Annotated in this window: 10 protein-coding genes and 1 pseudogene; 9 read left to right on the forward strand and 2 right to left on the reverse strand. The window is 73.1% G+C overall.

What is annotated here, in order from left to right; translation table 11 throughout:
* The first annotated feature begins 23 nt into the window (after positions 1-23).
* The 7 genes from AC3IX6_RS31565 (at position 24) to AC3IX6_RS31595 (ending at position 8,190) form a co-directional block, all read left to right on the forward strand.
* On the forward strand, positions 24-1,358 hold the full coding sequence (locus tag AC3IX6_RS31565) for an MFS transporter (RefSeq protein ID WP_489366690.1): 1,335 nt from the start codon (positions 24-26) through the stop codon (positions 1,356-1,358).
* The gene (locus AC3IX6_RS31570; protein WP_489366692.1) at positions 1,355-2,914 is read left to right on the forward strand and encodes an ATP-binding protein; all 1,560 of its coding nucleotides are present in this window, start codon (positions 1,355-1,357) and stop codon (positions 2,912-2,914) included. Before AC3IX6_RS31565 ends, AC3IX6_RS31570 begins: the two co-directional genes overlap by 4 nt.
* Before the next feature lie 12 nt (positions 2,915-2,926).
* Positions 2,927-3,268: a nuclear transport factor 2 family protein gene (locus tag AC3IX6_RS31575; RefSeq protein ID WP_243334431.1), complete on the forward strand. Its 342-nt coding sequence runs from the start codon at positions 2,927-2,929 to the stop codon at positions 3,266-3,268.
* A gap of 101 nt (positions 3,269-3,369) precedes the next feature.
* Positions 3,370-4,017: a TMEM175 family protein gene (locus AC3IX6_RS31580; RefSeq protein ID WP_469685446.1), complete on the forward strand. Its 648-nt coding sequence runs from the start codon at positions 3,370-3,372 to the stop codon at positions 4,015-4,017.
* 72 nt (positions 4,018-4,089) lie between these two features.
* Positions 4,090-5,403, forward strand: a complete 1,314-nt coding sequence (locus AC3IX6_RS31585; protein ID WP_489366695.1) for an IS701 family transposase — start codon at positions 4,090-4,092, stop codon at positions 5,401-5,403.
* Complete coding sequence (locus AC3IX6_RS31590; RefSeq protein WP_489366697.1) at positions 5,403-6,611, forward strand: XdhC family protein; 1,209 nt, start codon at positions 5,403-5,405, stop codon at positions 6,609-6,611. The genes AC3IX6_RS31585 and AC3IX6_RS31590 overlap by 1 nt, the downstream gene beginning before the upstream one ends.
* Before the next feature lie 70 nt (positions 6,612-6,681).
* On the forward strand, positions 6,682-8,190 hold the full coding sequence (locus AC3IX6_RS31595; RefSeq protein WP_266910514.1) for a GuaB1 family IMP dehydrogenase-related protein: 1,509 nt from the start codon (positions 6,682-6,684) through the stop codon (positions 8,188-8,190).
* Between the two features lie 237 nt (positions 8,191-8,427).
* Here the strand turns inward: AC3IX6_RS31595 and AC3IX6_RS31600 are convergent, their stop codons facing one another.
* Positions 8,428-8,781: a hypothetical protein gene (locus AC3IX6_RS31600; RefSeq protein ID WP_489366699.1), complete on the reverse strand. Its 354-nt coding sequence runs from the start codon at positions 8,779-8,781 to the stop codon at positions 8,428-8,430.
* Between the two features lie 212 nt (positions 8,782-8,993).
* Here AC3IX6_RS31600 and AC3IX6_RS31605 point away from each other — a divergent pair, with 212 nt between their 5' ends.
* Both AC3IX6_RS31605 and AC3IX6_RS31610 read left to right on the forward strand, forming a co-directional pair.
* Positions 8,994-9,791: a VOC family protein gene (locus AC3IX6_RS31605; protein WP_489366701.1), complete on the forward strand. Its 798-nt coding sequence runs from the start codon at positions 8,994-8,996 to the stop codon at positions 9,789-9,791.
* Between the two features lie 283 nt (positions 9,792-10,074).
* On the forward strand, positions 10,075-10,644 hold the full coding sequence (locus AC3IX6_RS31610) for a sigma-70 family RNA polymerase sigma factor (protein WP_489366703.1): 570 nt from the start codon (positions 10,075-10,077) through the stop codon (positions 10,642-10,644).
* A gap of 36 nt (positions 10,645-10,680) precedes the next feature.
* Here the strand turns inward: AC3IX6_RS31610 and AC3IX6_RS31615 are convergent.
* Positions 10,681-13,584: pseudogene (locus AC3IX6_RS31615) on the reverse strand (ATP-binding protein); the annotation flags it as partial.
* Between the last annotated feature and the right edge of the window lie 34 nt (positions 13,585-13,618).

Below are 13,618 nucleotides of genomic sequence, written 5' to 3' on the forward strand. Positions count from 1 at the left end.
GGGGAGTTGAAGCAGTGGAACCGTTGCCCACGACAGCACGGACCGCGCCGTCCGCGACCACCACGGGGGTCACCTTGCGCCCAGCCGCCGGCGCCGCAGACGCACCGGGAAGCTCAGGCTTCTGGGTGGTGGGCGCGGTCCTCGTCCTGCTGATGCTCTCCTCCTCCGTCCCCTCCGCCCTCTACGTGCTCTACCAGCAGGAGTGGGGCCTGTCCTCCGGCGTGATCACGGTGGTCTTCGCCCTGTACGCCGTCACCGTGCTCGCCGGACTCCTGCTGTTCGGCTCGCTGTCCGACACCCTCGGCCGGCGGCCCGTACTCGCCGCGGGGCTGGTCCTCGCGATCGTCTCCATGGGGCTGTTCGCCTCGGCCCGGGGGCTCGGCCTGCTGCTCGCCGCCCGCGCCGTGCAGGGGCTCGCGGTGGGCCTGGCCACCGGGGCCATGGGCGCCGCCCTGCTGGAACTGGCCCCGCGCTCCCGGCCCGCGCTCGGCGCCCAGGTCAACAGCGCCGGGCCGACCGTGGGCATCGGCCTCGGCGGCATCGGGGCCGGGCTGCTGGTGCAGTACGCACCCGCTCCGACCGTCCTGACCTACGTGCTGCTCGTGGGGGCCTTCGCGGTCTCCCTGGTCGGTGTGGTCCGGATGGCGGAGAGCGCCCCGGGGCGGGCGGGCGGCGGGCCGGGTGGCGGGGGGCCGGGCGGCAGCGGACCGACCGGTGGCGGACCGGGTGGCGGCCGGTTCAAGATCACCCCGCACCGGATCCACATCCCCGCCGCCGTGCGCGGCCGCTTCGCCGTGCTGATCCTGACCATCGTGGCCGTCTGGTCGGTCGGCGGCTTCTACCTCTCCCTCGGCCCGCACCTGGCCCTCTCCCTGCTCGAGAGCACCAACTACCTCGTCGGCGGAGCCACCGTGGCCCTCCTCGCCGGAGCCGCCACCGCCGCGCAGCTCCTGCTGGGCCGCACCGAGGCGCTGCGCACCGCCGTCCTCGGCCTGCTGGGCCTGCTCGGCGGGCTGACCCTGGTGCTCCTCGCGCTCGGGCTCGGCTCGGCCCCCGTGTTCCTCGTGGCCACCGCCGTGCTCGGAGCCGGCTGGGGCGCCGCCTTCCTCGGCTCCTTCCGCGCCCTGAGCGCGCTGGCCGAGCCCGCGCACCGGGGCGAACTGACCGCCGCCGTCTACGTGTTCGCCTACCTCGCGATGAGCGTGCCGGCCGTGCTCGCCGGACTGCTCACCAACATCCACGGGCTGCACCGCACCTCGGTCGGCTTCATGGCCACTGTCGCCGCGGTGTGCGCGCTGGCCCTGCTGGTCACCCTGCGGCTGGCGGCCCGGAACAGGACGCAGGGGAGTACCGCATGAGCGGGACCCCGGGCACGGCCGCGCTGCGCACCGCCCTGCGCGGGCTGGAGATCTTCGAGGGTCTCACCGAGGAGCAGCTGGACTGGCTGGTCTCGGTCTCCGAACCCCGGGTGCTCGCCGACGGCGAGGTCCTCTTCCGGGACGGGGAGGAGGCCACGGGCTTCCACGTCCTGCTCTCCGGGGGCCTGGTGGTGACCAAGGTCGTCGACGGCCGCGAGGAGGTCCTGACCCGGCACTCCACCGAGGAGGAGAGCGCGGCCGCCGAGGACCACGACGGCAAACCCTCGGCCGCCCACCGGTTCACCGGCGAGCTGCCGCTGCTGACGGACGGGGCGTACGTGGCCACGGCCGCGGCGAGCGGCCCGGCCACCACCGTGGTGGCGTACGCGAAGCCGGTCTTCTTCGAGATGCTGACCCGCTGTCACGGGGTGGCCGCGGTACTGATCCCCGTGCTGGCCTGGCGGATCAAGTCCTCCGAGGTCCAGGCCCGCAAACGGGCCACCGTCGAAGCGCTGGGCACCCTCGCGGCCGGCCTCGCGCACGAGCTGAACAACCCCGCCGCCGCCGTGGCCCGGGCCGCGCAGGAACTGGCGCCCGCCCTGGACCAGCTCACGCGCACCGCCCAGGCCTGGGGCGCGGCAGCCACCCACGCCGAGCGCTCCGTGTTCGACCAGCTCGCCGACGAGCTGGACAAGGCGGCCCCGCCGGTGGTCACCGACCCACTGGCCCAGGCGGACGCCGAGGAGGAGATCGCCGACTGGGCCGAGGAGGCGGGCGCGGAGCGGGCCGGGCTGCTCGGCTCCGGGGTCTCCGACCTCGGACTGGACCTGGGCGGGCTGCTGGAGCGGCTGGAGGGGGTCGGTGAGCCGGCCCTGCCCGCGGCCCTGGACCACCTGGCGGCCCTCCTGGAGATCCGCTCGCTCGCCGCGGAGCTGCGGGCGGCCGGTCCGCGGATCTCCCAACTCGTGTCGGCCACCCGGGATTACGCCAATCTCGACCGGGCCCCCGAGCAGCGCTTCGCCGTGACCGACGGACTGGAGAACACGCTGGTCGTGCTGCGATCGAAGCTCGCGGGGATCGGGATCGTGCGCGCGTACGACCCGGATCTGCCCGAACTGACGGGCTATCCGAGCGAGTTGAACCAGGTGTGGACCAACCTGGTCGACAACGCCGCGGCCGCCATGGAAGGCGCCGGAACCCTCACCCTGCGCGCCCGGGTCGAAGGCGTCTGCCTGGTGGTGGAGATCGCCGACACCGGCTCGGGCATCCCGGAGGAATCCCTGCCGCGGATCTTCGAACCCTTCTACACGACCAAGGACGTGGGCAAGGGCACGGGCCTCGGCCTGCACCTCAGCTACCGCATCGTGACCCAGCGCCACCACGGCTCGATCACGGCCCGCTCGCGCCCGGGGGAGACCCGGATGACCGTCAGGCTGCCGCTGTCCGGGACCGATCCGTCCTGCGCCGTGCCGGCCGTGGACCCCACGGATCCCATCGATCTCACCGATCTCACCGATCCCACAGATTCCACCGATCCATCCCCATCGAAGAGCTGAAAGGGAGTCGACATGCCCAAGTACGACATCTCCACGCTGCACCCGGTGTTCGTCCGGCAGATGGACGCGCTCGCCGCCCTGGACATCGAGGCGGTCATGAAGAACTACACCGACGACGCCGTGCTGTTGCGCTTCGAGGGCGTCTCCGTCGGCATCGACGCGGTGCGCGAGACGTTCACCGGCTACCTGACGGTGAAGCCCACCCTCGTGGAGCTCCAGGAGTACGTCGAGACCGACGACACCATCTTCTACCGGGCGATCATGAACCTGAACGGCGAACCGGAGCACGCGTTCGGGACGCTCGTCGTCCGCGATGGCCGGATCTGGCGGCAGACTGCCGGATTCGGCGGCTGATTGCGGAAATCTGGGTAGCGTGTGCGGGGAGGGTGGGGATGTACGCCCTCCCCGTATGTGCGACAACCGTAGATATATGCAAGAAGCGTGAAGGGGAGGTCATGGAAACGGAAACCGGCCGGGTCGAGGCATTCAGTGATGGCGTATTCGCGGTCATCATCACCATCCTTGTCCTGGAATTGAAAGTTCCGGAAGAAACCGGATCCGACTTCTGGCACGGAGTGCGCGAGCAGTGGCCGCACTACGCCGCCTATGTGGTGAGTTTCCTCATCATCGGCGTGATGTGGGTGAACCACCACACCATCTTCAGTCACATCAAGCGCGTCGACCGTCCCTTGCTGTTCCTGAACCTCCTGGTGCTGATGGTCGTCTCGGTGGTCCCGTACACGACCAATGTGCTCGCCGAGCACCTCATGGAAGAAGGCGGATCGGCCAATGCCGCGGCCGTCCTCTACAGCCTGCTCACCGTGGCCTACGCCTTGGCGTTCCTGGCCTTCTGGTGGTACGTCACCCGGCTCGGACACCTCTTCCACGATCAGGTGGACAAGGCCGGCGCCCGAGCCACCAGGGTCCGCTTCGGTCTGGGTGCCATCGCCTACCCTTTGACCGTCGTCCTGGCCTTCGTGTCCGCTCCGCTCACTCTCGTCGCACACTTCCTGATCGCGCTCTACTATGCGGCGAACCAGATCCCCATCCCCCTCGTGGTAGAGGAAGAGCGGCTCGAAACTGCGAGCGACCTCAGGAAGTAGCCGCCGGGACCTACGGCCGTTCTCCGCGGTCAAGTAGGGTATTGGATCTAGCTGGTCGCGGGGGAGGCCCAGATGTCTCGCGTAGTCCTGCCGGAGGAATCCACGAAGGAAATCTCCGAATTGATCGACGTTCTGATCTCGCTCTTCTTCGAGTCGTTACCGCGGCGGGACCAGCGAAACTGGGCCCGCGTATACCTGAACGGCCTGGTGCGGACCAACGGCAAGAAAACAATTCGTAACATCGCCGGAACCGGGGCCAGTTCCGTCGAGCAGAGCCTCCAGCAGTTCATCAGCAAATCCCCCTGGGACTGGACACCCGTCCGCCGCTCCCTCGCCCAGCACCTCGAACGCACCGCGCAGCGCCCGCTGGCCTGGGTGGTGCAGCCCATGGTCATCGAGAAGGCCGGCGACCGATCGGTCGGTGTGGGGCGGCAGTTCGTCCCCCAGCTGGGACGTACCGCCAACTGTCAGCAGGCCAGCGGGATCTGGCTCACCTCCAGCGATGCCGGCTTCCCCGTCGAATGGACCCTCACCCTCCCCGGTCCCTGGACGGCGGAACTCCTGCGGCGCCGCCGGGCCGGGATCCCCGACACGGCCCGCTCGCTCACCCCCGCCCAGGACGCGATACACGCGGTCCAGCGGATGGCCGCCACCTGGCAACTCCAGCGCAGGCCCGTGGTGATGGAAGTCTCCAACAGCGAACTGCCGCAGTGCATCGAGTCGTTCGCCATGCAGGACATCCCCTTCGTATTCAAAGTGGACGGCACCCTGCCCGTCTCCTTCGGCGGGGCGGGCCGGCACAAGCCCGGCCCGCACACCGCGCCGGCCCGCGAGCTCATCGACTCCCTGCGCTCCCAGCGGCGCGTCGTCGAATGGACCCGGCACGGCCGCGCCGAGGGAGCGGTCACCCTGCTCACCTCGGCCGCCATCTTCGCCACCCCCGGCGAGGACCGCCTCGTACCGGCCCCGCCCACCCCGCTGCTGCTCGTCGGGGCCTGGACCGAGGCCGCCCTGCTGCCCACGGAGTTCTGGATCACCAACATCGGAGACCGGCCGCTCGCGCAGCTGTTCCTCCTCGCCAAACTCACCGACCGGGTCGCCCTCGACTTCGCCGAGGTCTGCGAACCCGCCGGGATCCGCGATTTCGAGGGCCGCTCCTTCCGCGGCTGGCACCACCACGCCACCCTCGCCAGCGTCGCCCACGCCGCGATGCTGCTGGGCGCCCGCGGACGGGGCCCCCACCCGTCACAGGCCGAGCCGTACCCCGGCCCGGCCCGGATCGCCCCCACCCGTACGGTCGCCGCCGCGCACGCCGCCGGAGCCCCGACGCTGCCGCCGAGACCGGTCATCCCCGGGCAGAGCCCGCGCCGCGAGTACATCCGCTGATGCTCGACATCGCCGAAGAGCTACGCGCGTGGTGCGCCGCCGGCCGGGACTTCGCGGTGGCCACGGTGGTCGCCGTCAGCGGCAGCGCGCCGCGCGGTCCGGGCGCCTCACTGGCCGTCGACACCGGGGGCACCGCGCTCGGCTCCCTCTCCGGGGGCTGCGTGGAATCCGCCGTGCACGAGCTGTGCCTGGAGGCGATCACCTCCGGGCAGAGCAGCGTGCACCGCTTCGGATACAGCGACGACGACGCCTTCGCGGTAGGGCTGACCTGCGGGGGAGTCCTCGACGTCCTGATCACCCCGGTGCGCCGGCACGACCCCGTGCGCCCCGTCATCGGCGCCGTGCTCGACGCGGCCTGCGGCGGAGCCCGCTCCGCACTGGGCCGGGTGGTCCGCGGGGCGCCGGAGCAGCTGGGCCGGGCCATCGCCGTGCACGCCGACGGTTCCTACGAGGGCCGCCTCGGCGGGGGCGCCGAGCTGGACCGGGCCGCCGCCGAGCGGGTCCGGGGCTGGCTCGCGGCCGGCCGCACCGGCACCGCCGAGCTGGGCACGGCGGGCGGGCTCTGCGGGCAGCCGCTGACCCTGCTGGTCGAATCGGCCGCCGAGCCGCCCCGGCTGCTGGTCTACGGGGCCATCGACTTCGCCGCCGCCCTCACCCGCGTCGGCGCCTTCCTGGGCTACCGGGTCACGGTGTGCGACGCCCGGCCCGTCTTCGTCACCGCGGCCCGGTTCCCCGACGCGGCCGAGGTGGTCGTGGACTGGCCGCACCGGCACCTGTCCGCGGAGTGGGAGGCGGGCCGCCTGGATTCCCGTACGGCGGTGTGCGTCCTGACCCACGACGCCAAGTTCGACGTCCCGCTGCTGACGCTCGCGCTGCGGCTGCCGCTGGGCTACGTGGGAGCCATGGGCTCGCGCCGCACCCACGAGGAGCGGACGCGGCGGCTGCGGGCGGAGGGCGTGCCGGCGGCCGCGCTGGCCGGGCTGCGGTCACCGATCGGCCTGGACCTCGGCGGGGCCACCCCCGAGGAAACCGCGCTCGCCATCGCCGCCGAGTTCACGGCCGTGCGGTACGGAGGAACGATTCTCCCGCTGGCCTGGAGCCGGGGCGCCGTCCACGGCCGAGCCGTCCCGCCGGTGCCCGTCCCGCCGGTGCCCGTCCCGCCGGTGCACGCCCCGGCAGTGCCCGTCCCCAGGACCAAGGTCCCGTAGGAAGCGACCATCCGGCCCCAAATGTCCTGGACGATCGGCCGGGGCGGTGTGAACTCCAGGTCGTGTGAGAATGAAGTACGTGCGTTCCTCGACTGCCCTGTCGGGGTCACCTCCGAACGACTGGGATGTTCAGCACGTGCGTTTTCTCAATGACCTGAAGCCGCCGTACGACCTTACGTACGACGATGTATTCATGGTGCCGAGCCGCTCCGCGGTAGGTTCCCGCCAGGGCGTCGACCTTTCCGCGCCTGACGGCACCGGCACCACCATTCCGCTGGTCGTGGCCAACATGACCGCCATCGCCGGCCGCCGGATGGCCGAGACGGTCGCCCGCCGCGGCGGCATCGTCGTCATCCCGCAGGACATCCCGATCGACGTCGTCACCGACGTGATCTCCTGGGTGAAGACCCGCCACCTCGTGCTCGACACCCCGATCACGCTGGCCCCCACCCAGACCGTCGCCGACGCGCTGTCCCTGCTGCCCAAGCGGGCCCACGGCGCCGGCGTCGTCGTCGACGCGGACGGCCGCCCGGTCGGTGTCGTCACCGACCACGACCTGACCGGCGTGGACCGCTTCACCCAGCTCTCCGAGGTCATGTCGAAGGAGCTCCTGCTCATCGACGCCGACATCGACCCCCGCGAGGCCTTCACCAAGCTCGACGCCGGCCACCGCAAGCTGGCCCCCGCCGTCGACAAGGACGGCAAGCTCGTCGGCATCCTCACCCGCAAGGCCGCGCTGCGCGCGACCCTGTACACCCCCGCCACCGACGCCAACGGCAAGCTGCGCATCGCCGCTGCCGTCGGCATCAACGGCGACTTCGTGGCCAAGGCCAAGCAGCTGCTCGACGCGGGCGTGGACACGCTCGTCATCGACACCGCGCACGGCCACCAGGAATCGATGATCAGCGCGATCAAGGCCGTCCGCGCCCTCGACCCGCAGGTCCCGATCGTGGCCGGCAACATCGTCGCCGCCGAAGGCGTCAAGGACCTGATCGACGCCGGCGCCGACATCATCAAGGTCGGTGTGGGCCCGGGCGCCATGTGCACCACCCGCATGATGACCGGTGTGGGCCGCCCGCAGTTCTCCGCGGTGCTGGAGTGCGCGGCCGAGGCGAAGAAGCACGGCAAGCACGTCTGGGCCGACGGCGGCGTCCGTCACCCGCGCGACGTGGCGATGGCGCTGGCCGCCGGTGCCTCGAACGTCATGATCGGCTCCTGGTTCGCCGGTACGTACGAGTCCCCGGGCGACCTCCAGCAGTCGGCCGACGGCCGCCTGTACAAGGAGTCCTTCGGCATGGCCTCCGCGCGCGCGGTCCAGAACCGCACCTCGGAGGAGTCCTCCTACGACCGCGCCCGCAAGGGTCTCTTCGAGGAGGGCATCTCCACCTCGCGGATGTTCCTGGACCCGGCCCGTCCGGGCGTCGAGGACCTGATCGACTCGATCATCGCGGGCGTCCGCTCCTCCTGCACCTACGCCGGTGCGGCCTCCCTCGCGGAGTTCGAGGAGAAGGCCGTCGTCGGCATCCAGTCCGCGGCGGGCTACGCCGAGGGCAAGCCGCTGCACGCCAGCTGGAGCTAGTCGCTCGACACCACACTGCGCCGGGGTCCCCACGGGGGCCCCGGCGCAGTGCTGTCCGCCGCTCGGTCGAGTGGTGCGCTGGCGCCCCGGCCCAGAATGTCGAGCGCCGAGGACGCGTCGCGCCGACCCGGGCCGTGGAAAGGTGAAGACAGGTGGACACGTTCAGCCGAGACTTCGGGCGGACTTCCGTCGTTCCTCCAGGGAAGGTGGTGCGGGACTGGAGCCGTGGGGGAAACCTCACCCGTGCCCGCGGACCCGGCGCGGGAGTTCCTCGTTCCCGACTACATGCGGTTCAGCCACGGCGAAACCGCGAGGCACCTCCACCACCTGCTCGAAGAGGATTCCCACGCGAACATGTGGGTGGACCACGTCTTCGGCGAGGAGGGCTTCAGGCTCTTCACCAAGAAGGTGGAGGGAATGCTCGACGCGTACCCGCTCTCCGAAACCCTCGTCGCCCTGTATTTCCTCGTGATCAGGCGCCCCGAATCGGCCACGCCCTTCGTCCTCGCGCCCGTGGTCGACGCCCCGGTCCAGTACCTGATCGGCATCTTCACGGCGGCCGGAACGGCCGATTCCCGCGGGATAGCGCATCTACGGAGCTCCGGCCCTCCAGCGCCTCCGGGAACTGCGCGAGGAGCACGCGCTGACCCGCTTCGCCCGCCGGGCCTTCGGGGACGTGCGGCCGTAGCTCCCGCCCTCCGCGTCAGCTCCCGCCCTCCGCGTTCCGCGCCCTGCGGACCGACGGGCGGGGGCAGGTGTCCGGTGCCACGCTGGTCGTACTCGATCCGCGAAAGGCAGTCGTCATGATCACCACTGACTTCGTCCCCGGCTCCCCCTGCTGGCTCGACCTCGGCGCACCCGACGTCCCCGCCGCCGTGGCCTTCTACGGGGCCGTCCTCGGGTGGGACTACGAGTCCATGGGCGCGGGGGAGGACATGGAAGGCGGCATGTTCCGCAAGGACGGCAAGATCGTCGCCGGGCTGGGCAAGCTCACCGAGGAGGGCGCCCGCCCGGCCTGGATGATCTACTACAGCGTCCCCGACGCCGAGGCCACGACCCGAGCCGTCCGGGACGCCGGCGGCACCGTCCGGGTCGAGCCGCGGAAGCTCGACGAGTGGGGCACGATGGCGCAGTTCAGCGACCCGCTGGGGGGCCAGTTCGCCGTCTGGCAGCCCGGGGAGAACAAGGGCGTCGACCTCGTGGACCAGCCGGGCTCGCTGTCGTGGACCGAGCTGTACACCAGCGACGCGACGGCCTCCCGGGAGTTCTACGGGAGCGTCTTCGGCTGGCAGTTCAGCGATATGCCGATGCCGGGCGGCGAAGGCACGTACACCCTGATCACCCCCGCCGGGCAGCCCGAGGGGAGCATGCAGGGCGGACTCATGGAACTCTCCGCGGACGACCTCGCCGTGGCGGGCGGACGGCCGTACTGGCACCCGGTCTTCCACGTCACCGACTGTGACGCGGCCGTCGCCGGGGTCACCGCGGGCGGCGGCAGCGTGCAGATGGGGCCCGCGGACGCCGAGGGCGTCGGCCGCCTCGCCGTCTGCCTCGACCCGTCGAACGCCGACTTCGTGGTGCTGGACCCGTCCCAGGACTGAGCCCCCGTCCCGGGCCCGGACCTCCGCGGATTCCCTCCGGCTCCCGTTTCCCCGGCCCGGCCCCCCTTCCCCCGGCCCCGCAGCCGTCCGCCCGGACGGCCGCGGGGCCGTTCGCGTACCGCCGGGACCGCCGCCGCCCGCCCCGTCGCTGGACAGGGGACGACCGTTCACCGACGGGGGACGACCGGTGGGCGCAGGGCGCGCCGGGATACGTCAGGCGGCGGATAACTCCACGCGCGCGGTCAGGCACGCTCGGTACATCCCGACCCGGAAGGGGCAGCCCATGTCGCCCATGTTCGCGACCGCCGGCACCGTCACGGTCAGCCGCCGCCGCACCGACGCGTACGCCCTCGCCCGGCTGGAGAGGGAACACGGCAAGGCGCTCTACGGATTCCTCCTCGGCCTCACGTTCGGTGACCGCCACCGGGCCGAGGACCTCGTCCAGGAGACCCTGTTCCGCGCGTGGAAGCACCCCGAGGCGCTGGAGAGCGGAGCCCACGCCTCCATGCGGCCCTGGCTGTACACCGTCGCCCGGCGCGTGGCCATAGACGCCCGCCGGGCCCGCCTGTCGCGCCCCGCGGAGGTCGGGCCCGACGGGCTGGAGCAGTCGCCCGCCGACGAGGACCGCACCGAGCGGTCCGTCGCCGTCCTCGACGTCCGCGAGGCCCTGCGATTACTCAGCCCCGATCACCGGGCCGTCCTCCTGCTCATCTACTTCCGCGGGGCCAGCGTCTGCGAGGCCGCCGAAGCGCTCGGAGTGCCGGCCGGCACGGTCAAATCCCGTACGTACTACGCCCTGCGGGCCCTGCGCGCCCTCCTGCCCGGCTACGATGACGGCCACCTCCGCGCGTGAGCGGACCTCCAGCTTCGCCAGGATGTGCGAGACGTGGGTCTGCACGGTCCGGCGGGACAGGAACAGCGCCGAGGCGATCTCGGGGTTCGTCCGGCCCCGCGCGACCAGCAGCGCCACCTTCAGTTCCGCCGGAGTCAGCGCCTCCCACCCCCGCGCCGGCCTGCGCCGCGCGGCCCGGCTGCCCCTGCGCACACCCAGGCTCCGCAGCCGTGCGTCGGCCCGGGCGATGTCCCACCGGGCGCCGAGCAGCTCGTACGAGGCCACCGCGCCGGTCAGCGCCGACCGCGCGCCCGGCAGGTCCCCGTGCCAGGCCCGGGCCACCGCCAGGTCCTCCAGGGTCTGGCCCGCCACCAGACCGCCCCGCGCCAGCGCCGCCGTCTCCGCCAGCAGCTCCGGGTCCTGCGCGAACAGCCCGCGGCAGCGCAGCAGCGCCAGCGCCGGACCCGGCTGCTCCGGCAGGGCCGCCGCCGTGCGCGCGCAGGCGGCCACCGCCGACCGGGCCGCCTCGGTGTCCCGGTCCTCCAGCGCGAGCCGGACGGCCTCCGACAGCGCCCAGGGACGGTCGAAGGCCACCGCCTCGTCCACCCCGTCCTCCAGCGCGGGCAGCAGCGCGTCCAGTGCCTCGCGGGGGCTCCCGTCGCGCTCCGCCAGCAGGGCGCGGGCGAGCAGGACGTGCGCGGTGTGCCGACGGGCCGCGGGCGGCTCGTACGCGTCCGGGCCGAGCACGGCCAACTCCGCCCGGGCGGCGTCCCGTTCGCCCCGGTGGCCCAGGATCAGGGCGCGCAGCCCGCGGGTCAGCACCGGCAGCCAGCCGTCCGAGACGGGCATGCCCTCCGCCCGGGCCAGGCCGGCCAGCGCGGCGTCCCAGTCGCCGAGCCGGTAACGGAGATCGGCCAGCAGGGCCTCCGTGACCACGAGCCGGCCCGTCGAACCGGTCCGGGCCGCCAGCTGCCGGGCCTCCCGCAACGCCGCCGCGGCGGCGTGCGGCTCGTCGAACCGCAGATGGCCCTCGGCCTGGTTGGCGAGCAGCAGCAGCCGCATGTCGTTGGCGGCCGGGCTGCGGCGGGCGTGCGCGATCCCGGCCGCCACGTGACGCAGTGACTCCCGGCCCCGGTTCAGGTGGAACAGCGCGAAGGACATGGCGTGTTCGGCCTCCGCGCCGCAGAGCGGATCGCCGAGCAGTCGCGCCCGCGCGACCAGCGGCCCGGCCAGCGCGTACGCCTCCTCCGGCCGGTGCAGATCGGCCAGCGCCAGGACCCGACACGCCTCCAGCCGCAACCGCAGCCCCGCACGCCACGCTCTCCCGCCGGCGGCCCCTTCGACCAGAGCCTCTTCGACCAGAGCCGCCTCGGCCTGTGCCTCCTCGACCGGCGTCCCCTCGATCGGTGCCTCTTCGGTCAGAGCCTCCCCGATCGGTGGTTCCCCGGGCGTCACCGCATCGGACAGGGCCTCCTCGGACAGGGCTTCCTCGGTGACCTTCAGGGATTGGGCCATGTCTCCCTGGATCATCAGCGCCGACACCAGCTTGAAGGCGAGTGCGGTCCGGCGCCCGGGATCCTGGGCCCGCTCCCGCAGTGTGCGGAGCAGTTCCACGGACTCGGGTCGGCGCAGCATCAGTGCGGCGTCGGCGAGTCCGTCCTCCAGGGCCTCCCGGTACGGACTCCCGGCCCGGCCGGGCGGCCGCTCCGCGGCCTGTTCCACGGCGCGGCCCAGCAGAGCGGCCGCCGTTTCGGGCGCCACCGCGATCAGGGCCTGCGCCGACTCCGCCGTCCACCGCACCGCCCACGGGTCCAGCGCCCCGCCGGCCAGCAACTGCCCCGCGGTCCGGGCGGGATCGAGCCCGGCCTCGGCGAAGGCCCGCGCGGCGTCCTGGTGGAGGACGCTGCGGGCGGCCCGGGGCAGCTCCTCGTACAGGGCCAGCCGCACGGCCGGCTGCCGGAACCGCAGGGCCTCGCCACCGGCCGGGAGCCCGCCGGGCAGCGGCCCCGGTTCCAGTACGCCGGTCAGGAGGGGGGTCTCCAGGTCCGCGAGCAGGTCCCGGACCGGGAGCATCCGTACGAGGGCCAGCTCGCGCGCCGTGAAGGCCGGTCCGAGCAGCGCCGCGTGCCGGAGCGTGGCCAGGGCCGCCGGGGGGAGCCGGCTCAGCTCCCGGGTCGCCGCCTCCGGGGGCGGCGGCAAGTCCGCGACGGGGAGCGTCAGTTCGGCGGTGCCCGCACCGACTTCGATGATCCCGGACCAGTGCGCGAGCAACTCCCGCAGCAGCCGGGGATTGCCGCCCGCGTGCCCGGCGGCCTCGCGCAGCCGGGGACCGGGCGCCGCCCCCAGCACCTCCCGCACCAGCGCGGCCGACTCCGCCCCCGTCAGCGGATCCAGCCGGAGCGTCCGGCCGCCCGGCCCGCCGCCCAGGGAGGCGCACAGCTCCTCCACCTCCGCCCGCCGGGGCAGCCGCCGCCGGGCCGCGAGCAGCAGCAGCGGCAGCCGCTGTGCCGCGCGCGCGAGGTGGCGCCACAGCAGCAGGGAGGCCGGATCCGCCCACTGGAGGTCGTCCAGGGCCAGGAGCAGCGGCCGCCGCGCGCACCACTCCTCCACATCGGCCGCCAGCAGGTCCACGGCCGCCAGCAGCGCCCCGCCGGGTTCCGCCGACCGGGCGGCCTCCCGCAGCAGGGCCAGCGCCCGCGCCCGCCCGGGGCCGTCCGGATGCAGGCAGTCCAGCGCCGCGCGCAGCGGAAGTCCGGTGCCCAGCGCCTCGGCGGCCCCGTACCGGACCCGGCAGCCGAGCGCGGCCGCCTCGGTCAGCCCCTCGCGCAGGAAGGAGGTGCGGCCCGCGCCCGGCTCCCCCTCCACCACCAGGCAGGCTCCGCCGCCCTCCGCACCTGCCCGTACCCATGTCCGCAACGCGTCACGGCACTCGTCACGGTGTTGTTCTCGCCCGACCCGCACGTCGGCGATCCCTCCGGTCGTTCGCGCCCCCTCC

The organism is Streptomyces sp. GL_141 (assembly GCF_057834385.1).

Coding starts and splice junctions, on each gene's coding strand:
- AC3IX6_RS31570 (WP_489366692.1), top strand. CDS start 1,355: ATGAGCGGGACCCCGGGCACGGCCGCGCTGCGCACCGCCCTGCGCGGG.
- AC3IX6_RS31575 (WP_243334431.1), top strand. CDS start 2,927: ATGCCCAAGTACGACATCTCCACGCTGCACCCGGTGTTCGTCCGGCAG.
- AC3IX6_RS31580 (WP_469685446.1), top strand. CDS start 3,370: ATGGAAACGGAAACCGGCCGGGTCGAGGCATTCAGTGATGGCGTATTC.
- AC3IX6_RS31585 (WP_489366695.1), top strand. CDS start 4,090: ATGTCTCGCGTAGTCCTGCCGGAGGAATCCACGAAGGAAATCTCCGAA.
- AC3IX6_RS31590 (WP_489366697.1), top strand. CDS start 5,403: ATGCTCGACATCGCCGAAGAGCTACGCGCGTGGTGCGCCGCCGGCCGG.
- AC3IX6_RS31595 (WP_266910514.1), top strand. CDS start 6,682: ATGAAGTACGTGCGTTCCTCGACTGCCCTGTCGGGGTCACCTCCGAAC.
- AC3IX6_RS31600 (WP_489366699.1), bottom strand. CDS start 8,781: ATGCGCTATCCCGCGGGAATCGGCCGTTCCGGCCGCCGTGAAGATGCC.
- AC3IX6_RS31605 (WP_489366701.1), top strand. CDS start 8,994: ATGATCACCACTGACTTCGTCCCCGGCTCCCCCTGCTGGCTCGACCTC.
- AC3IX6_RS31610 (WP_489366703.1), top strand. CDS start 10,075: ATGTCGCCCATGTTCGCGACCGCCGGCACCGTCACGGTCAGCCGCCGC.